General features: G+C 64.2%; 25 protein-coding genes. 4 read left to right on the plus strand and 21 right to left on the minus strand.

Features of this window, described 5'->3' with window-relative positions; all coding sequences use genetic code 11:
- Positions 1 to 155: 155 nt before the first annotated feature.
- Complete coding sequence (rplS, locus tag FJ527_RS09335; protein ID WP_013892267.1) at positions 156 to 707, minus strand: 50S ribosomal protein L19; 552 nt, start codon at positions 705 to 707, stop codon at positions 156 to 158.
- A gap of 338 nt (positions 708 to 1,045) precedes the next feature.
- On the opposite strand from rplS, the gene FJ527_RS09345 reads away from it, so the two are divergent.
- Entirely contained in the window at positions 1,046 to 1,798 is a 753-nt protein-coding gene (locus tag FJ527_RS09345; RefSeq protein ID WP_140822825.1) for a sulfite exporter TauE/SafE family protein, read from the plus strand.
- Here FJ527_RS09345 and trmD read toward each other — a convergent pair.
- Both trmD and rimM read right to left on the minus strand, forming a co-directional pair.
- Positions 1,780 to 2,478: a tRNA (guanosine(37)-N1)-methyltransferase TrmD gene (gene trmD / locus FJ527_RS09350; RefSeq protein WP_140712271.1), complete on the minus strand. Its 699-nt coding sequence runs from the start codon at positions 2,476 to 2,478 to the stop codon at positions 1,780 to 1,782. The two genes, FJ527_RS09345 and trmD, sit on opposite strands and share 19 nt — an antisense overlap.
- Positions 2,475 to 3,080: a ribosome maturation factor RimM gene (gene rimM, locus FJ527_RS09355; protein ID WP_140660455.1), complete on the minus strand. Its 606-nt coding sequence runs from the start codon at positions 3,078 to 3,080 to the stop codon at positions 2,475 to 2,477. Before rimM ends, trmD begins: the two co-directional genes overlap by 4 nt.
- A gap of 115 nt (positions 3,081 to 3,195) precedes the next feature.
- Here rimM and FJ527_RS09360 point away from each other — a divergent pair, with 115 nt between their 5' ends.
- Positions 3,196 to 4,134, plus strand: coding sequence for a tyrosine recombinase XerC (locus FJ527_RS09360; protein WP_140822827.1), 939 nt, complete (start codon positions 3,196 to 3,198; stop codon positions 4,132 to 4,134).
- A 349-nt stretch (positions 4,135 to 4,483) separates the two neighbouring features.
- Positions 4,484 to 5,551, plus strand: a complete 1,068-nt coding sequence (locus tag FJ527_RS09365; protein ID WP_140822829.1) for a TraB/GumN family protein — start codon at positions 4,484 to 4,486, stop codon at positions 5,549 to 5,551.
- Positions 5,552 to 6,327: 776 nt separating this feature from the next.
- Here the strand turns inward: FJ527_RS09365 and lpdA are convergent.
- From lpdA to mdh, 10 genes are all read right to left on the minus strand, one after another.
- Entirely contained in the window at positions 6,328 to 7,734 is a 1,407-nt protein-coding gene (gene lpdA / locus FJ527_RS09375) for a dihydrolipoyl dehydrogenase (protein WP_140822831.1), read from the minus strand.
- 24 nt (positions 7,735 to 7,758) lie between these two features.
- Positions 7,759 to 8,514, minus strand: a complete 756-nt coding sequence (locus FJ527_RS09380) for an SDR family oxidoreductase (RefSeq protein ID WP_140791683.1) — start codon at positions 8,512 to 8,514, stop codon at positions 7,759 to 7,761.
- Positions 8,511 to 9,020, minus strand: a complete 510-nt coding sequence (locus FJ527_RS09385; RefSeq protein ID WP_140822834.1) for a hypothetical protein — start codon at positions 9,018 to 9,020, stop codon at positions 8,511 to 8,513. Before FJ527_RS09385 ends, FJ527_RS09380 begins: the two co-directional genes overlap by 4 nt.
- 36 nt (positions 9,021 to 9,056) lie before the next feature.
- Positions 9,057 to 10,334, minus strand: coding sequence for a 2-oxoglutarate dehydrogenase complex dihydrolipoyllysine-residue succinyltransferase (odhB, locus tag FJ527_RS09390; protein ID WP_140618315.1), 1,278 nt, complete (start codon positions 10,332 to 10,334; stop codon positions 9,057 to 9,059).
- Between the two features lie 32 nt (positions 10,335 to 10,366).
- Positions 10,367 to 13,351 (minus strand): 2-oxoglutarate dehydrogenase E1 component, encoded by a 2,985-nt coding sequence (locus FJ527_RS09395; protein ID WP_140822836.1) that lies wholly within the window; start codon positions 13,349 to 13,351, stop codon positions 10,367 to 10,369.
- A gap of 144 nt (positions 13,352 to 13,495) precedes the next feature.
- Positions 13,496 to 14,398, minus strand: coding sequence for a succinate--CoA ligase subunit alpha (gene sucD, locus FJ527_RS09400; RefSeq protein WP_023784122.1), 903 nt, complete (start codon positions 14,396 to 14,398; stop codon positions 13,496 to 13,498).
- Positions 14,399 to 14,409: 11 nt separating this feature from the next.
- On the minus strand, positions 14,410 to 14,907 hold the full coding sequence (locus tag FJ527_RS09405) for a DUF1579 family protein (protein ID WP_140822838.1): 498 nt from the start codon (positions 14,905 to 14,907) through the stop codon (positions 14,410 to 14,412).
- A gap of 3 nt (positions 14,908 to 14,910) precedes the next feature.
- On the minus strand, positions 14,911 to 15,282 hold the full coding sequence (locus FJ527_RS09410; RefSeq protein WP_015315011.1) for a cupin domain-containing protein: 372 nt from the start codon (positions 15,280 to 15,282) through the stop codon (positions 14,911 to 14,913).
- Between the two features lie 4 nt (positions 15,283 to 15,286).
- Positions 15,287 to 16,480, minus strand: a complete 1,194-nt coding sequence (sucC, locus tag FJ527_RS09415) for an ADP-forming succinate--CoA ligase subunit beta (protein ID WP_140822840.1) — start codon at positions 16,478 to 16,480, stop codon at positions 15,287 to 15,289.
- Between the two features lie 46 nt (positions 16,481 to 16,526).
- Positions 16,527 to 17,495: a malate dehydrogenase gene (gene mdh, locus FJ527_RS09420; protein ID WP_015315009.1), complete on the minus strand. Its 969-nt coding sequence runs from the start codon at positions 17,493 to 17,495 to the stop codon at positions 16,527 to 16,529.
- 212 nt (positions 17,496 to 17,707) lie between these two features.
- Here mdh and FJ527_RS09425 point away from each other — a divergent pair, with 212 nt between their 5' ends.
- Entirely contained in the window at positions 17,708 to 18,136 is a 429-nt protein-coding gene (locus FJ527_RS09425; RefSeq protein ID WP_140618307.1) for a GNAT family N-acetyltransferase, read from the plus strand.
- A gap of 72 nt (positions 18,137 to 18,208) precedes the next feature.
- Here FJ527_RS09425 and FJ527_RS09430 read toward each other — a convergent pair whose 3' ends face one another.
- The 8 genes from FJ527_RS09430 to FJ527_RS09470 form a co-directional block, all read right to left on the minus strand.
- Complete coding sequence (locus tag FJ527_RS09430) at positions 18,209 to 18,748, minus strand: NADPH-dependent FMN reductase (RefSeq protein ID WP_140618305.1); 540 nt, start codon at positions 18,746 to 18,748, stop codon at positions 18,209 to 18,211.
- Between the two features lie 36 nt (positions 18,749 to 18,784).
- The gene (locus FJ527_RS09435) at positions 18,785 to 19,405 is read right to left on the minus strand and encodes a pyridoxamine 5'-phosphate oxidase family protein (protein ID WP_015315006.1); all 621 of its coding nucleotides are present in this window, start codon (positions 19,403 to 19,405) and stop codon (positions 18,785 to 18,787) included.
- A gap of 19 nt (positions 19,406 to 19,424) precedes the next feature.
- Positions 19,425 to 20,099, minus strand: coding sequence for a septation protein A (locus FJ527_RS09440; protein ID WP_015315005.1), 675 nt, complete (start codon positions 20,097 to 20,099; stop codon positions 19,425 to 19,427).
- A 58-nt stretch (positions 20,100 to 20,157) separates the two neighbouring features.
- Entirely contained in the window at positions 20,158 to 21,774 is a 1,617-nt protein-coding gene (gene ftsY / locus FJ527_RS09445; RefSeq protein WP_348642615.1) for a signal recognition particle-docking protein FtsY, read from the minus strand.
- A gap of 285 nt (positions 21,775 to 22,059) precedes the next feature.
- Positions 22,060 to 23,385, minus strand: coding sequence for a tRNA (N(6)-L-threonylcarbamoyladenosine(37)-C(2))-methylthiotransferase MtaB (mtaB, locus tag FJ527_RS09450; protein ID WP_140822844.1), 1,326 nt, complete (start codon positions 23,383 to 23,385; stop codon positions 22,060 to 22,062).
- Entirely contained in the window at positions 23,385 to 24,269 is an 885-nt protein-coding gene (dapF, locus tag FJ527_RS09455; protein ID WP_140822846.1) for a diaminopimelate epimerase, read from the minus strand. The genes mtaB and dapF overlap by 1 nt, the downstream gene beginning before the upstream one ends.
- 93 nt (positions 24,270 to 24,362) lie before the next feature.
- The gene (locus FJ527_RS09460; protein ID WP_015315001.1) at positions 24,363 to 24,524 is read right to left on the minus strand and encodes a DUF1328 family protein; all 162 of its coding nucleotides are present in this window, start codon (positions 24,522 to 24,524) and stop codon (positions 24,363 to 24,365) included.
- Between the two features lie 213 nt (positions 24,525 to 24,737).
- Positions 24,738 to 25,304: a hypothetical protein gene (locus tag FJ527_RS09470; RefSeq protein ID WP_140822848.1), complete on the minus strand. Its 567-nt coding sequence runs from the start codon at positions 25,302 to 25,304 to the stop codon at positions 24,738 to 24,740.
- Between the last annotated feature and the right edge of the window lie 18 nt (positions 25,305 to 25,322).

Genomic DNA, 25,322 nt, shown 5'->3' on the forward strand with positions numbered 1-25,322 from the left:
TCCATTCTCCAATTAGATTGTGCACGATTAGTTAGTGCACAAAACGATTGGACGTCAATTGCCGATCCCGATCTCCGAGGCTGAACCCGTTCACAGTTCGGTGAAACGAAAAAAGGCGGCCGAAGCCGCCTTTTTCAAATTCCTTCGTCGAACTCTTATTCGGCCGGGGTCGCTTCGGCGGCAGCCTTGGCTGCTGCTTCAGCCTCGGCGGCTGCCTTCTTCTCGGCGGCTTCCTTGGCGGCCGTCTCGGCGGCCAGCGCCTGGGCGGCTGCGACCTTCTCGGCCTCGATGCGCGCCTTCTCGGCGTTCAGCGCGTCGCGCTCCTCATCATTGAGCTTGCGGGCGCGCACGCCGGTGTTTTCCGAAATACGGGCCGACTTGCCGCGACGATCGCGCAGGTAATAGAGCTTGGCGCGACGCACCTTGCCGCGGCGCACGATCTCGACGCCTTCGACCATCGGCGAGTAGACGGGGAACACGCGCTCGACGCCTTCGCCGTAGGAGATCTTGCGGACGGTGAAATTTTCCTGGAAGCCGGAACCGGCGCGGGCGATGACGACGCCCTCATAAGCCTGGACGCGGGTGCGGGTGCCTTCGGTCACGCGGACCTGGACACGCACGGTGTCGCCGGGCTGGAATTCGGGAAGCTTGCGCTTGGCTTCGATCTTGGCGGCCTGTTCGGCCTCGAGCTGACGGATGAGATCCATCTAAAAATCCACTTCTTGTTCTTTCGACAGTCAGAGCGCCCTACGCTCGCCTTGCAGTTCCATTGACCGCTCGGCTATGTCCTTTGTCTCCAAGACATTTGTCTCCCAGACATCGGGCAGGGGCGACTACACCGTCATTGTTGACGGGTCCGGCAGAGTTGTTCTTGCCGGTACGGGCGGGCACATACAGCTATTTCGGCGCTTTGTCACGCCTTGCCCGTGCATTTTTTGCCGGCATGGCTCCCGGCATGGCACCATCTTAATCCTGCCGTGCCGGGTTGCGTCTGTCCACCAAGCTTTCTAAGCCAGAATAGCACACTTCTTCACGGCGGCCATCCATGTCTGTCTTCGACGCCATCCTGCTCTTCCTGGCGGGCTTTCTGTCCGGCGCCGCCAACGCGGTCGCCGGCGGCGGCACCTTCGTCACCTTCGGCGCCATGACACTGGTCGGCGTCCCCCCGATCGTGGCCAACGCCACCTCCTCGGTGACGCAGTTCCCCGGCTACATCACCTCGACCCTCGCTTACTGGGCCGACATCAGGCACTTCTGGCGCGGCGCGCTGCTGCTCTGCCTGATCTCGGCCGTCGGCGCGCTAGCCGGCGCCCTGATCCTGCTGGCGCTCGACAATCCGTCCTTTCGCGTCCTGGTGCCGTGGCTGCTTTTGGGCGCGACGGCACTGTTTGCCGCCGGGCCCTGGCTGAAGCCGGCGCCGAAACCCGGACACGAAGCGGCTGTCGGCTCACTCGCCGGCTCCCTGGCGCAATTCGTCACCGCCATCTATGGCGGCTTCTTCGGCGCCGGCATGGGCGTGATGATGCTGGCCACCCTCGGCCTGACTCAAGCCGGCGACTACCACCGCCTGAACGCGCTGAAGAACATGCTGGCCGTGGTCATCGCGGCTGTCGCCATCGTCGTCTTCGTCTCGGGCGGCGTCGTCGCCTGGCCGGAGGCGATCGTCATGATCCCGGGCGGCGCGCTCGGCGGCTATGCCGGCGTCTGGATCGCCAAGCGCGTACCGCAGAACGTGGTGCGCGGCTTCGTCATCGCCGTCGGCCTGTTCCTGGCTCTTTACTATTTCGGCAAAGGCTGATCGCGGAACAGATCGGGTCGCCGCTCTTTCGTCAGCGTCTCCGACTGCGCGCGGCGCCAGGCGGCGATCTTCTTGTGATTGCCGGAGATCAGCACTTCGGGAATCTCCCGGCCCTCGAATTCCTGCGGTCGCGTATAGTGCGGATGTTCGAGCAGGCCGTTTTCGAAACTCTCTTCTTCCCCGGAGACCGCATTGCCCATCACCCCGGGCAACAGCCGCACCACGGCGTCGAGCAGCACCAGGGCCGCCGGCTCGCCGCCGGACAGGATGAAATCGCCGATCGAGACTTCCTCCAGTCCCCGTGCATCGATCACCCGCTGGTCGACGCCTTCGAAGCGGCCGCACAGGATGACGGCACCCGGCCCGGCGGCGAGTTCGCGCACGCGAGCCTGCGTCAGTGGTCTTCCGCGAGGGCTCATCAGCAGGCGCGGACGCAAATCGCCCTCCGGCGAGGCATGGTCGATCGCCTTCGCCAGGACATCGGCGCGCATCACCATGCCGGCGCCGCCGCCGGCCGGCGTGTCGTCGACGGTGCGATGCCGGTCGGTGGCGAAGTCGCGTATCTGTATCGCCTCCAGAGACCATGTCCCCGCCTCCAGTGCCCGCCCGGCCAGCGACAGGCCAAGCGCGCCCGGAAACATCTCGGGATAGAGCGTCAGCACCGACGCGGCAAAACTCACCGGTTGCCTCCGGCGTCGCGCGGCCCGCGCGGCCGGCCCTTCGGGTCGAAATCCTCCTCGCGCGGCGCGTCCGCGTCCTCGTCCTCGTCCTCGACCAGTCCAGCCGCCACCGGATCGACGCGGACAAAGCCCTCGGCGATCGACACGGCAGGCACGGCGGCTTGCGTGAACGGGATCAGCACGCCCTTGCGCCCGGCGAGCGTCACATCGAGGATGTCGCCGCCGCCGAAATTGTGCACCGCGACCACCTTGCCGATGGCGGCGCCGGTATCATCCCGGATCTCCAGCCCGATCAGGTCGGCATGGTAGAATTCGTCCTCCTCGCCATCATCGGGCAGCATCGAACGGTCGACGAACAGCTCCGTGCCGGCGAGCGCCTCGGCCGCATTGCGGTCGCTGACACCCTTGAAGCGCACCACGACAACGGTGTTGGCAGGCCTTATGTCGGTTATCTGAAAGGCTCGTCCATCCCTGGCGTAGAGCGGCCCATAATCCGCCAGCGCCATTGGCTCGCCGGTGAAGGTTTTTACCCTGAGTTCGCCCTTGATGCCGTGCGCGGCGCCGATTACGGCCATCTGGACGGGGTTCTGCGGCTTGCTCATGGGCGAAAATCCTTTGTCCCTGCTCTAGCGCCGCCTCGCCGTCATTTCAACAACGGGCTCTTCACCGCTTCCTAACCCGGCTGCCGGAAAATGACGGCGAACCGGAACAGACCCGATGCAGGAATTCCTCATACCGGCAAAAGCCGATCTCCAGGCCGCGCGCGAAAGCTGGCTGAAGATGCTCGCGCGTGAACGTCGCCTGTCACCCGAGACAGTGGAAGCCTACGAGCGCGATTCGCGCCAGTTCCTGCACTTCCTCACCGGCCATCTCGGCGGACCGCCTGGCATTTCCGATATCGCCGACCTGCGCCCGGCCGATTTGCGCGGCTTCCTCGCCGCCCGCCGCAATGCCGGCGCCGGCGCCCGCACGCTTGGCCGTGGCTTGGCCGGCATCCGCTCGCTGCTGCGGTTCCTCGAGCGGCGCGGTCTCGCCAATGCGGCGGGTGCGGCGGCCTTGCGCGCGCCGCGACAACCCAAATCCCTGCCCAAACCTTTGACGGCGAGCGATGCCAAACATGTCGTATCGGTGGAAGGCCAACTGGCGGAAGAACCCTGGATCGCCGCCCGCAACGCCGCCGTGCTGACGCTGCTCTACGGCTCGGGCCTGCGCATTTCGGAAGCGCTTGGCCTCAATGCCGCTGATCTGGCGTCGGAAGCCGACACCGTGCTGCGCGTCACCGGCAAGGGCGGCAAGACACGGCTGGTGCCGGTGTTGCCGGTGGCGCTCAGGGCGATCGCCGAATACCGCCGGCTCTGCCCCTATCACCTCGATCCGAAGGGTCTGCTGTTTCGCGGCGCGCGCGGCGGCGCGCTCAACCCGGCCATCATCCAGCGTGACATGGCGAAGCTGCGTTCGGCGCTCAACCTGCCGGACACGGCGACTCCACATGCCTTGCGCCATTCCTTCGCCACCCATCTGCTCGGCCGAGGCGGCGATCTGCGCACCATCCAGGAACTCCTGGGCCACGCCAGCCTGTCGACGACGCAGATTTACACCGGCGTCGACACCGCAAGGCTGCTCGAAATCTACGAATCGGCCCATCCCAGGGCATGAACGTCGGTAAAGCCATGCAGTATCGGTGGCCCATTATAAACATTCGCGATTGGCCGAAGCCTTCCCAACTTCGTCATCCTAGGGCGAAGCAGGAGCGAAGCTCCGTCGCGGAGACCCTGGGATCCATGCCGTGACATCAGCCGTGGAATGCAGCGGAGCTGAATTCTGCACCGTGGGCGGTGCTCTGAAGTCGCGGCATGGATCCCTTGGGCTGCGGAGCAGCTCCAGGGGTCTGCGCCGCGTCGCTATGCTCCTTGCTCCGCCCGTGGATGACGAAGAATGGGCGGTTAGGACAATTTCATAACCCCGATTAACGGTTTTGCCGCTTTTCAGTCCTAGGAATGGGACCATGAAACGCGTCATTGCCATCGCCGACCGTGCGGCTTCCGTCTCGCTGAAACTGCTTGTCGCGCTCAACGTGCTGTTTTTCCTGTCCTTCCTTGCTGTCCTGCTGTTCGCCGCCGGCAGGGCGCACGCGGAAATCCCGACCTGTAGCGGCGCCGACATGCTGTCGGCCTTGCAGAAGAGCAACCCTGCCACCTACGGCAAAATCGAGGCCGAGGCGGCTGCCACGCTGAACGGCAAGGGACTGCTGTGGAAGCTGGAAAAATCAGGCGAACAGCCATCCTACCTGTTCGGCACCATGCACATGACCGATCCGCGCGTCACCACGCTGCCGGCCTATGCGCAGAAGGCCTTCGATGCGGCCGGCACCCTCATCATCGAGACCACCGACGTGCTCGACAAGCAGAAGATGATGGCGGCGATGCTGAAGGAGCCGGACCTGATGATGTTCACCGACTCCACGACGCTTTCGTCACTGCTGTCGCCGGACGAAGCGGCGGCCATGAACGCCGCGCTCGATGCGCGCGGCATCCCGCCGGCGACGGTCGCAAAAATGAAGCCGTGGATGCTGTCGGCCATGATGGCGCTTCCGGCTTGCGAACTCGCCCGCCAGTCCGGCGGCGCGCCGGTGCTCGACGTCAAGCTGGCCGAGAGCGCCAAGGCGGCCGGCAAGCCGGTGGAAGGATTGGAAACGGCCGAGAGCCAGCTGCGCGCCATGGCCTCGCTGCCGCTCGCGTTTCACATGAAAGGTCTGGTCGACACGCTGAAGCTGGGCGACAAGGTCAACGATATCAACGAAACCATGATCGTGCTCTACCAGCGTGGCGACACCGGGATGTTCTGGCCGCTGTTCCGCGCCGCCATGCCCGAGGAGCAGGACGACCCCGCGGGCTACGCCGCCTTCGAGGAAACCATGATCACCAGCCGCAACAAGGTAATGGTCGATCATGCCGGGCCGATCCTGGCCAAGGGCAACGCCTTCATGGCGGTCGGCGCGCTGCACCTTCCCGGTCCAGAGGGACTGGTCGAGGATTTCCGCAAAGCCGGCTATACTGTCACCGCCGTCAATTGAGTCGGATGGCAGCGGAGGCACGCAAACGCCGCGTTTACGGCGTTTTCCTCCGCTAGCGTGAAACCCATTCAACGGTTGCGCGTTGATGGATGTTGATTGACCTTTTTCATTTTCCCGGAGGACACATTTATGGCGAACACACCAAACCCAAACGACCCGTACAATTCGACCACCAATGCCCCTCGGCCGAGCGGCGGTGGCGGCAGCCCTTGGTTGATTGCACTGGTCGTCGTTATCCTGGCGATTGTCGCGTATTATGTTTTCGGAAGAAGTGGTGGCGAGCACCCGGCACCCGCCGAGCCGCCAGCGGCCAGCACACCGGCTCCGGCGCCCGCACCGGCTGAACCGATGAAGCCCGCCGAACCGGCCAAGCCAGCCGAACCTGCTCCTGCGCCCGCCCCGGCACCAGCGCCAGCGCCGGCTCCCGCACCAGCGCCCGCCCCGGCACCAGCGCCCGCCCCGGCACCAGCGCCGGCCCAGTAAGGGGCTCGATATCAAAGACCAACGGCCTGCTGAAAGGCGGGCCGTTTTGTTTTGGGTGATGACCGTTGGGGGGCCTTGGCGCCAAGCCACTCCGCCCGTTCGTCATCCTCGGGCTTGACCCGAGGATCCATGCCGCGACCTCGGCCGAGGAATGCAGCGGAGCAGAATTCCGCATCGCAGGAGCGCTCTGAAGTCACGGCAGGGGTCCCTTGGGCTGCGGAGCAGCTCCAGGGATCTACGCCGCGTCGCTTCGCTCCTTGCTCCGCCATAGGACGACGAAGCGTTGGGCACCCTTAGATGTGGATCGGCTTGAAGAAGGTGGCCAGCGCCGCTTCCTTCACCGCTTCCGACATCGTCGGATGGGCGTGGCAGGTGCGGGCCAGATCTTCCGACGAGCCGCCGAACTCCATCAGTACCGCCGCCTCATGGATCATCTCGCCGGCGCCGAAGCCGACGATATGGACGCCGAGCACGCGGTCGCTCTGCTTGTCGGCCAGGATCTTCACGAAACCGTCGGTATGCAGCATGGCGCGCGCGCGGCCGTTGGCCGTGAAGGGGAATTTGCCGACCTTGTAGTCGATGCCGGCCTTCTTCAGCTCTTCCTCGGTCCTGCCGACCGAGGCGATCTCCGGACTGGTGTAGACGACGCTCGGAATGACGTCATAGTTCACATGGCCGGCCTGGCCGGCGATGGTCTCGGCCACCGCCACGCCCTCGTCCTCGGCCTTGTGCGCCAGCATCGGACCGGCGATGACGTCGCCGATGGCGTAGATCCCGGGAACATTGGTCCTGAGATGCCCGTCGGTCTTGACCCGGCCGCGCTCGTCGACCTCGACGCCGGCTTCCTTCAGCCCGAGGCTGTCCGAAAAGGCGCGGCGTCCCGTCGAGATCAGCACGGCATCGGCCTCAATGGTTTCGGCAGCACCCCCCTTGACCGGCTCGAAGGTAACGGTCGCGCCCTTCTTGGCCGTGGCGACGCCGGTCACCTTGGCGCCGAGCTTGAATTCGAAGCCCTGCTTGGAGAGCAGCCGCTGGAACTGTTTCGACACCTCGCCGTCCATGCCGCCCAAAATGGTGTCGAGGAACTCGACCACAGTGACCTTGGCGCCAAGCCGTGCCCAGACCGAGCCGAGTTCGAGGCCGATGACACCGCCGCCCACCACCACCAAATGGCCAGGCACCTTCTCCAGCGACAGCGCGCCGGTCGAGGACACGATGATCTTTTCGTCGAAGTCGACCTTGACGCCGGGAATGCCGGCGACGTCGGACCCGGTGGCGATGACGATGTTCTTGGTCTCGATCTCGTCGACCTTGCCATCCTCGCCGGTCACCGAGACCTTGCCTGCGGCAACCACCTTGCCGGTGCCGCGGAAGGCATCGATCTTGTTCTTCTTGAACAGGAAGGCGACGCCATTGACGTTGGACGACACCGTCGCGTCCTTGTGCGCCATCATTTTCTTCAGGTTCAGCCTGGGTGCCGGAATTTCGACGCCGAGCGTGTCGAAGGAATGGCCGGCCTCGGCGAACATTTCCGAGGCATAAAGCAGCGCCTTGGACGGGATGCAGCCGATGTTGAGGCAGGTGCCGCCGAAGGTCGCGTTCTTCTCGACCACCGCGACCTTCAGCCCAAGCTGTGCCGCCTTGATGGCGCAGACATAGCCGCCGGGTCCCGAGCCGATGATAACCACGTCATAAGCCATGTTTGTTTCCCTTTTGCTTGGGGTTCAGCGGCCGCCGCTGACATTCAGGATCGCGCCCGTCGTATAGGACGCGGCATCGGATAAAAGATAGAGGACCGCACCGGCGACTTCATCCGCCGTGCCCGCCCTTTTCATCGGCAGCAGATCGCGGAACCGTTCTATCCGGTCCGGCTGGCCTCCGGAGGCGTGGATGTCGGTGTCGATGATGCCCGGCCGCACCGCATTGACACGGATGCCTTCCAGCGCCACCTCGCGGGCAAGGCCGATGGTGAAGGTGTCGATGGCGCCCTTGGAGGCGGCATAGTCGACATATTCGCCCGGCGAGCCCAGCGTCGCCGCCGCCGACGAGATGTTGACGATCGCACCGCCCGACCCGCCATGCCGCGTCGACATGCGCTTCACCGCCTCGCGGGCGCACAGGAACGAGCCGACGACATTGATGCGCATCATGCGTTCCAGCCGCGCGACATCCATCTCGTCGACGCGCGCCTTGACGTCGACGATGCCGGCATTGTTGACGAAGGCGTCGAGCCGGCCAAAGGCGCGGTCGACGGCGCCGAACATGGCCACGATATCGGTTTCCTTGCCGACATCGCCCCTGACGGCAACGGCTTCGCCGCCGCCGTCCTTGATTTCGGCGACCAGCGCATCGGCGGCGGCCTTGTTGGAGGCGTAATTGACCGCGACGCGATAGCCCCCCTCCGACCCCAGCCGGCAGATGGCGGCGCCGATGCCGCGGCTGCCGCCGGTGACCAGCAGCACTTTTTGCGTCGCGCTCATTCCTGGCATCCCTTCATCGCGAACACATCGGACGGCACTTTCGAAAATCCGCCACCGCCATACGCCCGGGATTGCCTAAGCACCGGCCCGAGATCGGGCAGGATCAGCGTCTTCGGCGCCTCCACTCCCTCGGCCGGCAAAAGCCCGATGCTGCCCTTGTCGTCCGACGTGTAGATGACGCCGTTCCACAGCGTACAGGTGGCGAGCTCGGCGCCGGTGATGTCGCCCTCAGGGCATTTGTACATCAAGGAACCGTTCGACCGTGCGACGCCTTCGTTCCACATGACGATGCCGTTCAGCACCACATCGTTGTCGAGGATCAGCCGGAACGTATTGGTGACAACAGCCGATGTGCCGGTCGGGGTAAAATCGATCTCGCTGCCGCTCTGGCTATCCCCATAGACGGCGAGTTCGATCGGGCAGGCGGCCTGGGCGGCTGCGGTGGCCATCACGACACCGATCATCAGCACAACCGGTTTGGTGGCTCCGAGCAAACGCGCCATCATTGGCCGCTCTTTGCCGCAAGCCGCCATCCGACCGCCTCACAGATCGAGCACCAGCCGTTCCGGATCCTCCAGGCTTTCCTTGACCCGCACCAGGAAGGTCACAGCTTCCTTGCCGTCGACGATGCGGTGGTCGTAGCTGAGCGCCAGGTACATCATCGGCCGGATCACGATCTGGCCGCCGACCACGACCGGCCGGTCCTGGATCTTGTGCATGCCGAGAATGCCCGACTGCGGCGCATTGAGGATCGGCGTCGACATCAGCGACCCGTAGACGCCACCATTGGAGATGGTGAAGGTGCCGCCCTGCATGTCGGCGACCGACAGCTTGCCGTCGCGCGCGGCGATGCCCAGCCGGCCGATGTCCTTCTCGATCTCGGCGATCGACATCTGGTCGGCATCGCGCACGACCGGAACCACGAGGCCCTTTTCGGTGCCGACCGCGACACCAATATGGGCATAGTTCTTGAAGATGATGTCGGTGCCGTCGATCTCGGCATTGACCGAGGGGATTTCCTTCAGCGCGTGGGTGACCGCCTTGGTGAAGAAGCCCATGAAGCCGAGCTTCACGCCGTGCTTCTTCTCGAAAACGTCCTTGTACTTGGTCCTGAGCGCCATCACCGCCGACATGTCGACTTCGTTGAAGGTCGTCAGCATGGCGGCGGTCGACTGCGCCTCCTTCAGGCGGCGCGCGATGGTCTGGCGCAGCTTGGTCATGCGCACGCGCTCCTCGCGCGATGCATCCTCGCCCGACGACGGTGCCCGAACCGCGATCGGTGCCGGCGCTGCCTTTGGCGTCTCGGCCGGCTGCGACGGCGCACCCTTGGAGATGGCATCCAGCACGTCGCCCTTCAGCACTTGGCCGCGCTTGCCCGAGCCGGAGAGCTGGTCGACCGACAGATTGTTCTCGGCGATCAATTTTGCCGCCGCCGGCGCCGGCGGCATGGTGCGCGGCTCGACCGGTCCGGCATCGCCGGCAACCTTGGCGGTCTCGGCCGCGGCCTGCTTGGTGGTGGATGCCGCGTCGGGGCTGGACGCCTGCGCGACCGCTTGCGGCTTGGTCGCGGGAGCAGCCGCGCCACCGGCCGAAATCGACCCGAGCAGGGCGCCGACGCCGACCGTCTCGCCTTCCCCAACCGTGATTTCACCGAGCGTCCCGGCGGCGGCGGCGGGCACCTCTATCGTCACCTTGTCGGTTTCGAGCTCGACCAGCGGTTCGTCGGCGGCAATGGCATCGCCGACCTTCTTGAACCATTTGCCGACGGTCGCTTCGGTGACGGATTCGCCGAGTGTGGGAACGCGGATTTCGGTAGCCATTGTGCCTGTCCGTTCTTTCGGTTCTGTTCTGCTTATTCGCCGAGCGCGTCTTCGAGCAAGGCGGCGAGCTGGGCGAGGTGCTTCGACATCAGCCCGGTCGCCGGCGAGGCGGCCGCCGGACGGCCGGTGTAGCGCACCCGCTGATGTTTGGCGTCGATATGCGCCAGCACCCATTCCAGATACGGATCGATGAACGACCAGGCACCCATGTTCTTGGGCTCCTCCTGGCACCACACCATCTCGGCGTTGCGGAAGCGTGACAGCTCGGTGATCAGCGCCTTGGCCGGGAACGGATAGAGCTGTTCGACGCGCAGCAGATAGATGTCGTTGATGCCGCGCTTCTCGCGCTCTTCATAGAGGTCGTAATAGACCTTGCCCGAGCACAGCACGACGCGGCGGATCTTGGAATCCTTGGTCAGCTTGATCGCCTGGTTGGGCAACAGCTGGGCGTCGTCCCACAGCAGCCGGTGGAACGAGCTTTCGCCCGAGATTTCCGGCAGCGTCGACACCGCCCGCTTGTGGCGCAGCAGCGACTTCGGCGTCATCAGGATCAGCGGCTTGCGGAAGTCGCGCTTCAGCTGTCGGCGCAAGATGTGGAAGTAGTTGGCCGGCGTCGTGCAGTTGGCGACTTGCATATTGTCTTCGGCGCAAAGCTGCAGGAAGCGCTCCAGCCGGGCGGAAGAATGTTCCGGGCCCTGGCCTTCATAGCCATGCGGCAGCAGGCAGACGAGGCCCGACATTCTGAGCCACTTGCGTTCGCCCGACGAGATGAACTGGTCGAACACGACCTGGGCGCCGTTGGCGAAGTCGCCGAACTGCGCCTCCCACAAGGTCAGCGCCTTCGGCTCGGCCAGGCTGTAGCCATATTCGAAGCCCAGCACCGCTTCTTCCGACAGCATCGAGTTGATGACTTCGTAGCCGGCCTGCGCCGCCGACAGATTGTTGAGCGGGATGTAGCGGGTCTCGTCGCGCTGGTCGTAGAGCACGGAATGGCGCTGCGAGAAGGTGCCGCGCTCGGAATCCTGTCCGGACAGCCGGATCGGATTGCCGTCGAGCAGGATCGCGCCGAAGGCCAGCGCCTCGGCCGTCGACCAGTCGATGCCTTCGCCGGACTCGATCGCCTGACGCCGGTTTTCGAGGAAGCGGATGATCGTCTTGTGCGCTTCGAAGCCCTTCGGCACCTCGGTCAGCTTCTTGCCGATTTCCTTCAGCGTCTTGACCGGTACCGCGGTCTTGCCGCGCCTTGTCTCGTCCTGGTTGTCGGCCGTGCGCAGGCCTGACCAGGCGCCGTCGAGCCAGTCGGCCTTGTTGGGCTTGTAGTGCTGGCCGACTTCCCATTCGGCTTCCAGATGCGCGCGCCAGTCGGCCTTCATCTGATCGAGCTCGGCCTGGGTGATGTGCCCTTCGGCGATCAGGCGATCGCCATAGATCTGCACCGTCGTCTTGTGGGCGCGGATGTTGCTGTACATGAGCGGCTGCGTGAAGGCCGGTTCGTCGCCCTCATTGTGGCCGAAGCGGCGGTAGCAGAACATGTCCACGACCACCGGCTTATGGAACTTCATGCGGAATTCGATCGCCACCTTGGTGGCGTGCACCACAGCCTCCGGATCGTCGCCATTGACGTGAAAGATCGGTGCCTCGATCATCTTGGCGACATCGGACGGATAGGGCGATGAGCGCGAGAAGCGCGGATTGGTGGTGAAGCCGATCTGGTTGTTGATGATGAAGTGCAGCGTGCCGGCGACGCGGTGGCCACGCAGGCCCGACAGGCCGAGGATCTCGGCGATCACGCCCTGGCCGGCGAAGGCGGCGTCGCCATGCAGCAAGAGGGGCAGCACCTTGGCCCGCTCTTCCAGCGGAACGATCTCTTCGCGGCCGCGGCCGAACAGGGAATCCTGCTTGGCGCGCGCCTTGCCCATCACCACGGGATCGACGATCTCCAGATGCGAAGGGTTCGCCGTCAGCGAAAGGTGAACCTTGTTGCCGTCGAACTCGCGGTCCGACGAGGCACCGAGATGGTACTTCACGTCGCCCGAGCCCTCGACCTCGTCGGGGGCCGCCGAGCCGCCCTTGAATTCGTGGAAGATGGCGCGGTGCGGCTTGGCCATCACCTGGGAAAGCACATTGAGGCGGCCGCGATGGGCCATGCCGAGCACGATCTCCTTCATGCCGAGCTGGCCGCCGCGCTTGACGATCTGCTCCAGCGCCGGGATCAGCGATTCACCGCCGTCGAGACCGAAGCGCTTGGTGCCCTTGTACTTGACGTCGATGAACTGCTCGAAGCCTTCCGCCTCGACCAGCTTCTGCAGGATCGCCTTCTTGCCGGTGGCGGTGAACGAGATCTCCTTGTCGGCGCCCTCGATGCGCGCCTGGATCCAGGCCTTTTCCTCGGGATCGGAAATATGCATGAACTCGACGCCGAGCGTCGAACAATAGGTGCGGGTGAGGATCTCCAGCATCTGCCGGATGCTGCCGAATTCGAGCCCCAGCACATTGTCGAGGAAGATCGGCCGGTCGTAGTCGGCTTCGGTGAAGCCGTAATTTTCCGGCGACAGTTCGTTGTAATCCTCGAGCGTGTTGATGCCGAGCGGATCGAGATTGGCGTGCAGATGGCCGCGCATGCGGAAGGCGCGGATCATCATGATGGCGCGCACGGAATCACGTGTCGCCTGGTGCACATCGGCGTCGGACAGCACGACACCGTTGGTGACGGCCTTGTCCTTGACCTTCTTTTCCAGGTGCTTTTCGACGATGCCCCAATTGCCGTCCAGCGCCGACACCAGCTCGCCATTGGCCTGCAGCGGCCAGGAAGGTTTCGCCCATGAAGCGCCCTTGGCGTTCCTGCGCACATCGCCGGCATCGTCCTTCAGCCCGGCGAAGAACTCCTGCCACTCGGGATTGACCGAGGCGGGATCGTCCTCATACGCCGCGTAGAGCGCGTCGATGTAATCGGCATTGCCGCCATAGAGGAAAGAGGTGAGCGAAAATTGGTCGTTGGCCTGATCGTGTCTTGCCATGTCGTTTCAGCGGAGCCTGGCTCCGTCTCCTTTCGAGGGAATAGTGAGTAGCCGGTAGTGAGTGGAAAATGGAATTTTCCGCTCAGCTGCTACTCACCCGTTCTTCCCTTCTTCACTACTGACTACCTGCTACTCACTACTGGCTTAACCCTTGATCGCCTCGACCAGCGTCGTGCCCAGCCGCGCCGGCGACGGCGAAACTTTTATCCCGGCCGATTCCATCGCCGCGATCTTGTCTTCCGCGCCGCCCTTGCCGCCGGAGATGACCGCGCCCGCATGGCCCATGGTGCGTCCGGCCGGCGCCGTGCGCCCGGCGATGAAGCCGGCCATCGGCTTCTTGCGACCACGCTTGGCTTCGTCCTTGAGAAACTGCGCGGCGTCTTCCTCGGCCGAACCGCCGATCTCGCCGATCATGATGATCGACTTGGTCTCATCATCGGCCAGGAACATCTCGAGCATGTCGATGAACTCGGTGCCCTTGACGGGGTCGCCGCCGATGCCGACGGCAGTGGTCTGGCCGAGGCCGACATTGGTGGTCTGGAACACAGCCTCATAGGTAAGTGTTCCCGAGCGCGAAACAACGCCGACCGAGCCCTTGCGGAAGATGTTCCCGGGCATGATGCCGATCTTGCATTCGTCGGGGGTAAGCACGCCCGGGCAGTTCGGTCCGATCAGCCGCGAAGCCGAGCGATCGAGCCGCGCCTTGACCTTGATCATGTCCATCACCGGAATGCCTTCCGTGATGCAGACGATCAGCGGGATCTCCGCCTCGATCGCCTCGATGATGGCTTCCGCGGCGCCCGCCGGCGGCACGTAGATGACGGAGGCATTGGCGCCTGTCTTTTCCTTGCCTTCGGCGACAGTGGCGAAGATCGGCAGGCTCTCGCCTTTCGAGCCTGTCCAGGTCTCGCCACCCTTCTTGGGATGGATGCCGCCGACCATCTTTGTCCCGTGATAGGCCAGCGCCTGCTCGGTATGGAACGTACCGGTCTTGCCGGTCAGGCCCTGCACCAGCACCTTGGTATTCTTGTCGACGAGAATGGACATGGCCGCCCTTTTTAAAAACCGTTGATCGAGGAAGGCGAGACGCGCCGGTAGACGCCGCTCACCATGTCTTGCCAGTCATCGCTGCCGGCAAGTTTGAAATGCAATCGCATGCGGTAGGTGTCGGCATCGTCGAAAACATACGTCACCTTCGCAAAGCCGCGCGGCGACGATCGCTCCAGTACCAATTCGCTGCCGTTCCATGTGCCCGTGGCGGGCGAGGACGGCACAAAGCCCATCGAATCGAACTGGTGCATGGTGACGACGCTGTTCTGCTGGTCGAAGCCGAATACATTGTGCGCGCCGAAGGAGACCGTGCCATCGCGGCGCTGCTTATAGCGCTGCACCACGAACAGACCGCCGAACTGCGCTTCCGCTGTCACTTCGCTCGTCGCCATGCCGCCATCGGCCCACTGCGTATCCGCCACCTCCTCCTCGCCGCGCCAAGCACCGACCAAAGCCTGCAGGAGCTGGTGATCGGCCGAGAGCGAAGAGAAGGGCGAGGCGTTCATCGGTCAGAGCCGCTTCAGATCGGCGACCGTCAGATCGCTCTTGGCATTGCCGGTGTTGAGTGTCGTCGCCGGTTCGAACATCAGCACCACCGGCTCTGATGTCAGCGAACGCGGCCGATGCTCGACGCCGCGCGGTACGACGATGAAATCGCCCTCGCCGAGCTCGATCGGCCCATCGCGGAAATCGATGGCGATCCTGCCGCGCAGCACGAGGAAGGCTTCGTCTTCATTGTCATGCGCATGCCAGTCGAAGACCTCGCCGAACTTGGCGACCTTGGCCTGGCTGTCATTCACGTCGCCGGCGATATGCGGATCGAAGACCTCAGTGATGGTCCGATCCGCCGCCTCGACCAGGTTTATCTTGCGTGGAGGCACCGGCTCAGCCCTTCACCGCCGCCACGATCTTCTTGGCCGCGTCGTCGAGATCGTCGGCCGAGACGACGTTCAGGCCGCTGTCGTTGATGATCTTCTTGCCAAGCTCGGCATTGGTGCCTTCCAGGCGCACGACCAGCGGCACCTTGAGCCCGACTTCCTTGACTGCGGCAATCACACCCTCGGCGATGATGTCGCACTTCATGATGCCGCCGAAGATATTGATCAGGATGCCCTTGACCGCCGGATCCCTGGTGATGATCTTGAACGCCGCCGTCACCTTCTCCTTGGAAGCGCCGCCGCCGACATCGAGGAAGTTGGCGGGTTCGGCGCCATAGAGCTTGATGATGTCCATCGTCGCCATGGCAAGGCCGGCGCCGTTGACCATGCAGCCGATATTGCCATCGAGCGCGACATAGGCGAGGTCGTATTTCGACGCCTCGATCTCCTTCTCGTCCTCTTCTGACGTGTCGCGCAGTTCGAGCACATCTGGGTGGCGAAACAGCGCGTTGTTGTCGAACGACACCTTCGCGTCGAGCACGCGCAGATGCCCATCCTTCATGACGATCAGCGGGTTGACCTCGAGCAGGCTCATATCCTTCTCGACGAAGGCCTTGTAGAGGATCGGGAACAGCGTGCCGCCGTCCCTGGCCGCGTCGCCGTCGAGCTTCAGCGCATCGTTGAGCGCCTTGACGTCCTCAGCCGTAACGCCCTTTTCCGGATCGATGGCGACGGTGATGATCTTTTCCGGCGTGTCGTGCGCGACGCCCTCGATGTCCATGCCGCCCTCGGTCGAGACGACAAAGGCGATGCGGCCGACCGAGCGGTCGACCAGGATGGAGAGATAGAGCTCGCGCTCGATGTCGGCGCCGTCCTCGATATAGAGGCGGTTGACCTGCTTGCCGGCCGGGCCGGTCTGCTTGGTCACCAGCGTATGGCCGAGCATCTCGTTGGCGTTGGCGACCACCTCGGCGACGGACTTCGCCAGCCGCACACCGCCCTTGGCGTCGGCGCCGAGTTCCTTGAATTTGCCTTTGCCGCGGCCGCCGGCATGGATCTGGCTCTTCACCACATAGAGTGGGCCGGGCAGCGCCTCTGCAGCGGCTTCCGCCTCGCTTGCCTTGAAAACCGGCACGCCTTCGGCCACCGGCGCGCCAAAGCTCTTCAGCAGCGCCTTGCCTTGATATTCATGGATGTTCATCGGGAACTATCTCCAGGTCGTTTTGCCGGGGTGACGTTTGGGCGGGTTATTTCGAGGCGAGCTGCGGCGCGATCTTGACGCAGGCCTCGGTCAGGCCCTGCACGGTCGCCACCGATGCCTCGAACATCTTCTGCTCGGCCTTGTTAAGGTCGATCTCGATGACGCGCTCGACACCGCCGGCGCCGATCACCACGGGCACGCCGACATAGGTACCCTTGACGCCATACTGGCCGGAGAGGTGTGCCGCGCAAGGCAGCACGCGCTTCTTGTCCTTGAGATAGGATTCGGCCATCTGGATCGCCGAGGCCGCCGGCGCGTAATAGGCCGAGCCGGTCTTCAGGAGGCCGACGATCTCGGCGCCGCCGTCACGGGTGCGCTGCACGATCTGGTCGAGCTTTTCCTTCGAGGTCCAGCCCATCTTGATCAGGTCGGGAAGCGGAATGCCCGACACCGTGGAATAGCGGATCATCGGCACCATGGAATCGCCGTGGCCGCCGAGCACGAAGGCGGTGACGTCCTCGACCGAAACCTTGAATTCCTCGGCCAGGAAGTAGCGGAAGCGCGCGCTGTCGAGCACGCCGGCCATGCCGACGACATGGGTCTTGGGCAAGCCCGAAAACTTCTGCAGCGCCCACACCATGGCGTCGAGCGGATTGGTAATGCAGATGACGAAGGCCTTCGGCGCGTACTTCTTCAGCCCTGCGCCGACCTGCTCCATGACCTTCAGGTTGATGCCCAGCAGGTCGTCGCGGCTCATGCCCGGCTTGCGCGGCACGCCGGCGGTGACGATGCAGACATCGGCGCCCTCGATGCCGGCATAGTCGTTGACGCCGGTCAGCCGGGAATCGAAACCATCGACCGGCGACGACTGCGCGATATCGAGCCCCTTGCCTTGCGGGATACCCTCGGCGATATCGAACAGGACCACGTCGCCGAGATCCTTGAGGCCGATCATGTGGGCGAGCGTGCCGCCGATCATGCCAGAGCCGATAAGCGCTATCTTGTTGCGTGCCATGTGAGGATGATTTCCCTTTGTCTGTGACCCGCCAACACGGCGTCGAGGAAGAGCCGGACTGCTGCGGGGAACCGCGAATTTCCCGCACCCAATAACTCTGGTGCGGGATAAATTCAAACGATTATTTCGACCCCTGCATTTTCAATCGGTTAGTGTCTTTGGGATTTACGTAAACGTCAAAGTTTGTAAGCCGACTTGGGAGAATTTACACAATGGCGATTGAGATCAGAAGGCTTTATCCCGGAGATGACGCCCTTGTGATGCGGATTGCCGACGACGTGTTCGACGAGCCGGTGCGGCCCGATCGCCTGGCAAGCTATCTCGCGCAATCGGGCCATTTCATGATCGTGGCCCTGGCCGAGGACGTTGTCGTCGGCCAATGCGCGGCGGTCATGCACCGCCATCCGGACAAGGCGCCCGAACTCTATGTCGACGAGGTCGGCGTCTCGCCAGCCTTCCAGCGCCAAGGCATCGCGCGCGGAATGCTCGACGCCATGTTCGCGCTCGGTCGCGAGCATGGCTGCGAAGAGGCCTGGGTCGGCACCGAGCCGGACAATCTGCCCGCCCGCGCACTTTATGGCGGGCGCAAGGAGGCGCATGGCGAGGCGGAGACCTTTGTGATGTACGTCTATCGGCTGTAGCGATTGGCCGACGCCTCCGGTCCTTCCAGGACGACGACACGATGGCGTCCGCTCAATTTGGCGCGAGTCCGCTCAAATTTGGCGCGAGCGGATGAAGGCCGCGAAGGCTGACAGGCCATCGCAAATTGTCCGCACGTTTGCCGGCTCTCGCAGGATACTTTCAACCTCCGCCGGCTTCTTGCCGAGGAGCGAAACCTCGAGCATGGCCTCTTCGCAAAGCGCGAAAGACATGGTGCGCATGATCTCCGCCAGCGCCGCGCGGGCGTAGAGAGAGCGTGGCGAGGCGTGCGCCAGCATCGCCGGCTTGCCCACGGCGGCGTCACGCGAGACCAGCCAGTCGAGCGCATTCTTCAGCCCGCCAGGCACGCCATGGGCATATTCGGGACAGGAGACGACGACACCGTCCGCGCCGGTGACGGCCTCGATCAGATCGGAGGCCTCGCGCGGCGTCCGCTCGCCCTCGTCGTCGGGGTTGAAGATCGGCAGCCGGCCAAGCCCGTCATAGACGGTGACGCGACAGCCCGCTGGCGTGTTCAGCGCCAGTGCCGCGACCAGGGCCGAATTGGTGGAGGCCGCCCGCAGGCTGCCGGATATCGCAATGAGGTTGAGCAAGGCGGACCAGTCCAGACGAATCGGGGGGCGACAACCCTACCACATCGTCTGTTTGTACTCGCCGTCGAGCCAGCGGTCGGTCGCCTCGGCCGAATCGGCCAGTGCCAACTGGTCGCGCAGGATCTGGCCGAGCGTCGGCAGCGTGGCGCGATCATGCCAGCTGTCGGGCTTCCACAAATCGGAGCGCATGAAAGCCTTGGCGCAATGCATGTAAGCGGCCTTGACTACGATCACGATAACGCTTTGCGGCTCCTTGCCGTCGACCGCAAGGCGCTCGCGCAAGGTGGCATCGACGGTGATGCGGGCATCGCCATTGACGCGCAGCGTCTCGTTCATGCCTGGTATGAGGAAGAGCAGCCCGACCGAGGGATTGCGGATGATGTTTTCCAGCGTATCCAGCCGGTTGTTGCCGGGCCGGTCGGGGATGGCGATGGTGTTCTCGTCGAGAATGGCGGCGAAGCCGGGCTTGTCGCCTTTCGGGGTCACGTCGGCATTGCCTTCGCCATCGGACGAGCCGATCAGCACGAATGGGCTCTTGCCGATGAAGGAGCGGCAATGGGCGTCCAGCGCCTTCAATTCCTTGCGGATCGAGCCATCGGTCGGGCGCGGCGTCTTGTAGATCGTCCGCAGCTCGTCCTGGGTGGTGACGAATTCCATGGCTCTCCCCTTTACAGCCTTATTTGCCGACTTTCTCTTCGCCGCCGGCCTTGTCGTCCAGCGAGTGGCGCAGGATCAGCGGCATCTGGCTGAAGGTGAAAAGAAGCGTGATCGGCATGATGCCCCAGACCTTGAACGTAACCCAGGCGTCGGTGGAAAAATTCCGCCAGACGACTTCGTTGACGAGGGCCAGGAACAGGAAGAACAGGCCCCAGCGGAAGGTGAGCTTGCGCCAGCCTTCGGCATCGAGCTTGAATGCGGACTCGAAGACATAGCCGAGCAGCGAGCGGCCGAAATACAGGCCGCCAAGCAGCACGCCGCCGAACAGCGTGTTGACGATGGTCGGCTTCATCTTGATGAAGATATCGTCCTGCAGATAAAGCGTCAGCGCGCCGAAGATGAAAACGACGACCCCCGACACCATCGGCATGATCGGCAAGGTGCGGGTGAGCAGCCATGAGGCGATCAGCGCGATCGCGGTCGCGGCCATGAACAGGCCTGTGGCGACGAAGATTGGGCCGCCGAATTCAGCCAGCACGGGCAATTTCTGCGTCAGCCACTCGCCGCGCGCATTGGCGAAGAAGAAGACGAGCAGCGGCCCGAGCTCCAGCGCCAGCTTGAGCACGGGATTGATGCCTTCTTTCTTCTCTTTCTGCGGGTCGGACGGATCGCGTTCGAGAATGGGTGGGTTCATGGTTTCCTTCTAACGCACGATCCAATCCGGAAGCCTCACTTCCGGCATCGTGCCTTGTTCAAGCCACTCCAGCGATCGCCCTGGCGAATTCGCTTGCGGAAAACGGTTCGAGGTCGTCGACCTGTTCGCCGACGCCGATGAAATAGACCGGCAATTTATGTTTTGCCGCGATCGCCACCAGAATACCGCCCCGCGCCGTGCCGTCCAGCTTGGTCATCACTAGGCCGTTGACGCCGGCGATATTGCGGAAGATCTCGACCTGGTTGAGCGCGTTCTGGCCGGTCGTGGCGTCGACCGTCTGCAGCACGGTGTGCGGCGCTTCGGGATCGAGCTTGCCCAGCACGCGGACGATCTTTTCCAACTCTGCCATCAGTTCGGTCTTGTTCTGCAGCCGGCCGGCGGTGTCGATGATCAGCACGTCGGAGCCGGCTTCCTTTGCCCGCTCGAAGGCATCGTAGGCGAGACCGGCGGCGTCGGCGCCGAGCTTCGAGGCAATGACGGGCGATTTCGTTCGTTCGCCCCAGATCTTCAGCTGTTCGATCGCGGCGGCGCGGAACGTATCGCCGGCGGCCAGCATCACCGACAGGCCGCCATCGGTCAGCTTGGCGGCTAGCTTGCCGATGGTCGTGGTCTTGCCGGTGCCGTTGACGCCGACCACCAGGATGACATGCGGCTTGTGCGAGAGGTCAAGCTCGAGTGGTTTCGCGACCGGCGCGAGCACCTTCTCCACCTCGGCCGCCATGACGGCGCGCACTTCGGTATCGGAAACATCCTTGCCGTAGCGGCTGGAGGCCAGTGAATCGGTGACGCGCAGCGCCGTTTCGACGCCGAGATCGGCGCGGATCAGCACGTCCTCCAGGTCCTGCAGCGTCTCCTCGTCCAGCTTGCGCTTGGTGAAGACGCCGGCAATGTTGCCGGTCAGTTCGCGCGAGGACCGGGCTAGCCCGTCCCGCATGCGCTGGAACCAGGATTGCCTCGGCGCCGGTTCCGGCGCCTTCTGTGGCTCGGCCTTCTGCTCGACCTTCCTGGCGACCGTCACCTTGCCGGGAACGGGTCTTGGCTCCGGGGTGGGCCGCGGGACCGATTGAGGCTCGGGCGCGACCTCGGCAACGACCGGCTGCGTCTCGACCGGTGCAGGTTGGCGAATGGGAGGGGCGATTTCAGCTGGTGGCGCTTCGAGCGCCGCTTCGACGGGAGGTCCGCGCTTTCCTTCATGCTCTCCCCGCAAACCGGGCAAGGACGGCGCTGAAGCCCCTTCCTTCGCCCCGTCCCTATACGGGGAGGTGCCGGCAGGCGGATGAGGGGCAGCGCCGGCCTTTGAAGGCTGCTCGACGGCGGCCGCCGACGGAGGCACTTCAACCGGCGACGCCGGCGGCACCTCGACCGGTGCGGGTATCCCGGCCGGCACTTCGACTGGCGGCGTCGGCACTTCGATGGGCGCGGGTTCCGGTCGCCCCTCCGGACGTGAGGGAACGATCTCCGGCTCCGATGGCGCCGGCGGAATCTCCTGCGGCTGGGGTTCGGGTGTGGGCTCGGGAGCAACCGGCGGCGGCGGGACCTCTTCGGGCGCGGGCGGTTCAGGCGTTTCGGGCGCGGGTGCCGGTTTCTCTTCCGGCTCGGGCTCCGGCTGCCGCTCCGGTTCTGACGGAACGGTCGGTTCCGGCGCGGGCGGAATGGTCGGCGCAGGTTCGGGTGTGGGTTCTTCGGGTGTGGGTTCCTCGGGCTGCGGTCCGGGCGCGGCCTCGACCGGAGCAGGCACGGTCGCCGGCGCGGCTTCCGCCACAGGCTCCTCGCGCTTCAAAAACTCCGGCACGGCCTGCTCGGCCGCTGGCTTCAGCGCGTCGAGCTGGTCCCATTTGATCGGCGGCAGCGGGGCGGTCTCGTCGATGCGCTCCTCGACCACCTCCTTCTTGCCGAACGAAAATATCTTCTTGAAAAAACCAGCCATGCTTTTGTGTTCTCAGGCGGCGCGGGCGGCAAGGGGGGTGGCTATGAGCCTGATCCCGTCGTGGCCGGTTATATCAGCCTCGACGATCTCTCCCGGCGCGCCGGTGCCGAGTGCGGCAAGCGTGAACCCTTCGGTGCGGCCAAGGCCGTCGCGCTCGATCAGGACCGACTGACGGCTGCCGGCGAGCGAGGACAGATGGCGCTGGTAGGCCGCTTCGCCGGCGGCGCGCAACCGGGCGGCGCGCTGCTTGACCAACTCGCGGCGGACCTGCGGCATGCGCGCGGCGGGTGTGCCTTCGCGCGGCGAAAACGGGAAGACGTGGAGATGGGTCAGGCCGCACTCCTCGACGATCTCCAGCGAATTCTCGAACATGGCTTCGGTCTCGGTCGGGAAACCCGCGATAATGTCGGCGCCGAAGACAATGTCGGGCCGCAGCTTGCGCACATCCTCGCAAAAGCGGATCGACTGATCGCGCAGATGCCGGCGCTTCATGCGCTTCAGGATCATGTCGTCGCCCGACTGCAGCGACAGATGCAGATGCGGCATCAGCCTGGGTTCTGTGGCGAGCGCATCGAGCAAGTCGTCGTCGGCCTCGATCGAATCGATGGAGGACAGCCTAAGCCGCTTTACGTCGGGCACCTGACGCAGGATGGTCTTCACCAGCTTGCCGAGCTTCGGCGCGCCTGGCAGGTCGGCGCCGAAAGACGTCATGTCGACGCCGGTCAGCACGATCTCGGCGTAGCCGTTGCCCGCCAGCCGCTTGACCTGCTCGACCACGGCGCCCATCGGCACCGAGCGCGAATTGCCGCGGCCATAGGGGATGATGCAGAAGGTGCAGCGATGGTCGCAGCCATTCTGCACCTGCACGAACGCACGGGCCCGGCCCTCGATGGCGTCGACCATGTGGCCGGCGGTCTCGCGCACCGAAAAGATGTCGTTGACGCGCGCCTTCTCGGTGTCGTTGACGCCGAAATCCGGCAGCGCGCGATAGGAATTGGCCTTCAGCTTCTCTTCGTTGCCAAGCACGAGATCGACCTCGTCCATGGCGGCGAATTTTTCGGGCTCGGTCTGCGCGGCGCAGCCGGTGACGATGATGCGCGCGGCCGGGTTGTCGCGGCGCGCCTTGCGGATCGCCTGCCTGGCCTGGCGCACCGCTTCGCCGGTGACTGCGCAGGTGTTGAAGATGACGGTGCCGCCATCCAGCGCGCCGAGGCCGGCATTTTCGGCCTCGCGCCGCATCACTTCGGACTCATAGGTGTTGAGACGGCAGCCGAAAGTCACCACGTCGATGCAGCCGGGCTCCTTCGCCACGTCGACGTCCTTGGCAAGAGCGGACATCACGCCGCGCTTTCGGTGTCGCGGGCCCATTGTCCGGTCGACGGATCGAAGCTGCCGGAAAATTCCCACTCGGCCGCGCCGGTCAGGATGACGTGGTCGTCCTCGCGCCACTCGACATGCAGCGTACCGCCGCCGGGGGTCAAAAGGTTGACGCTGCGGCCCGTGCGCCTGGTGCGCGCGGCGGCAACGACAGCCGCGCACGAGGCGGAGCCGCAGGCCTTGGTCAGGCCGGCGCCACGCTCCCAGGTGCGGATGATCATCGAGTCGGGCGAGGTCACCTGCGCGATGGTTATGTTGGCGCGCTCGGGAAAGATCGGATGGTTTTCGAGCAGCGGGCCGAAACGATCGAGTTCATAAGTCCAGACATCGGCGTCGACCCAGAAGATGGCGTGCGGGTTGCCCATCGAGACCGCCGAAGGCGAATGCAGCACCGGCGCGTCGATCGGGCCGACCTGCAATTCGATCATGCGGGTGTCGCGGAACTCCTCGGCCAGCGGGATGTCGCGCCAGCCGAAGCGCGGCGTGCCCATGTCGACCGAGATCGAGCCGTCCGCGTGTTCGCGGGCGTTCAAGATCCCGGCCACGGTTTCGAAGGTGAAGGTCTTCTCGCCGGTCTCGGCGGTCAGCGCCTGGACGACACAGCGCATCCCGTTGCCGCAGGCCTGCGCGCCCGACCCGTCGGAATTCAGGATGTCGACGAAATAAGCGGTGCCCGGCGTCCTGGCGTCGTGGATCGCCATGATCTGGTCGAACCGCGTCGAGGCATCGGCGTTGAGCGCGATGGCAGCCGCGGCCGTCACCCGATCCGCACGGCCACGCATGTCGGCAACGATGATCTCGTTGCCGATGCCGTTCATCTTGGCGAAAGGGGCCGTGCCTGCCATTGCTCCGAAATTTCCATATCCGTTCGGCGCTATATGGCGGAAACGGGCAGGAATTACCAGTGCGCAGCCGCTTTCACGGCGAAGGTGCGGGACTTACGTTACCGCAAAGACCCCAAGCAAGATCAACAGGAAGATGATGAGCACGATGCCGATGAGAATGCGCGCGCCAGTGGCGGCCGCGCCCGCCAGCGCCGGCATGCCGAGCAGGCTCGCCGCGGCGGCGATGATCAGGAGAATGATGATCCATTTGAGCATGGGAACGCCTCGCAAGCCGGACACATTGAAACCGGTTGAAAAACGCGGCTGTCGTACTTGGGTTCCCGAGGCCGGGAGATAGCGTCGGCGATGTCGAGGCAGCCGAGGTCGTAAAAAGTGCAGTTCTGATTGATGAAGACATTACGCCCGACGCGGATTTCGTCCCCGCCGGTGCCGTCTCCATCGGACATCGGTGGTTTTCCCGGCATCGCCTCAGCCGGCGATCTCGATATCCGTGCTGAAGGGGGCCGTCTTGCTCGAATTCTCGTCATGCATGACGAAGTTGCACCGGTATTTGCCGGCCGGCAGGCCGTCGAGGGAGAGGTCGAGTTTGAAGAACAGTTCGCGATTGTGCGAGCGAGAGGCGATCTGAACACGGCCGACTTTTTCCATTGTGCCGAGCGTTTCGCCGGCTGCGGACACGACGGTGATGTCGACAGAGAGCGCGATCATGCTGTTGCCGAGGCCGTCCTTGCCGTAGCCATAGCCGACCGGCTCCATGTACAGCACGATTTTCTCGCCGGGCTTGTAGATGTGGTTGGCGCGCTCGCTGTAGATACCGAAGCCGGAGGCCGTGTCGACTTGCTTGACGTTCAGGACGCCAAGCGGCATCGCTTGCCAGAGCGCTTCCTGGGCGCTGCTGAATTTCTCCAGCGCACCGGCGCCATCACCCGACTGGAGCAGCTTCTCGGCCTCGGCCGCCCGATCGCTGATCTCGCCCGCGAAAGCCGCCGGCGCAGAGACCGCCAGCGCCAAAAGACCTGCCATGATTGACTTCATCTGATTCCCCTATCCTGT

The organism is Mesorhizobium sp. B2-4-18, from assembly GCF_006441385.1.
Taxonomy (GTDB): Bacteria; Pseudomonadota; Alphaproteobacteria; order Rhizobiales; family Rhizobiaceae; genus Mesorhizobium; species Mesorhizobium australicum.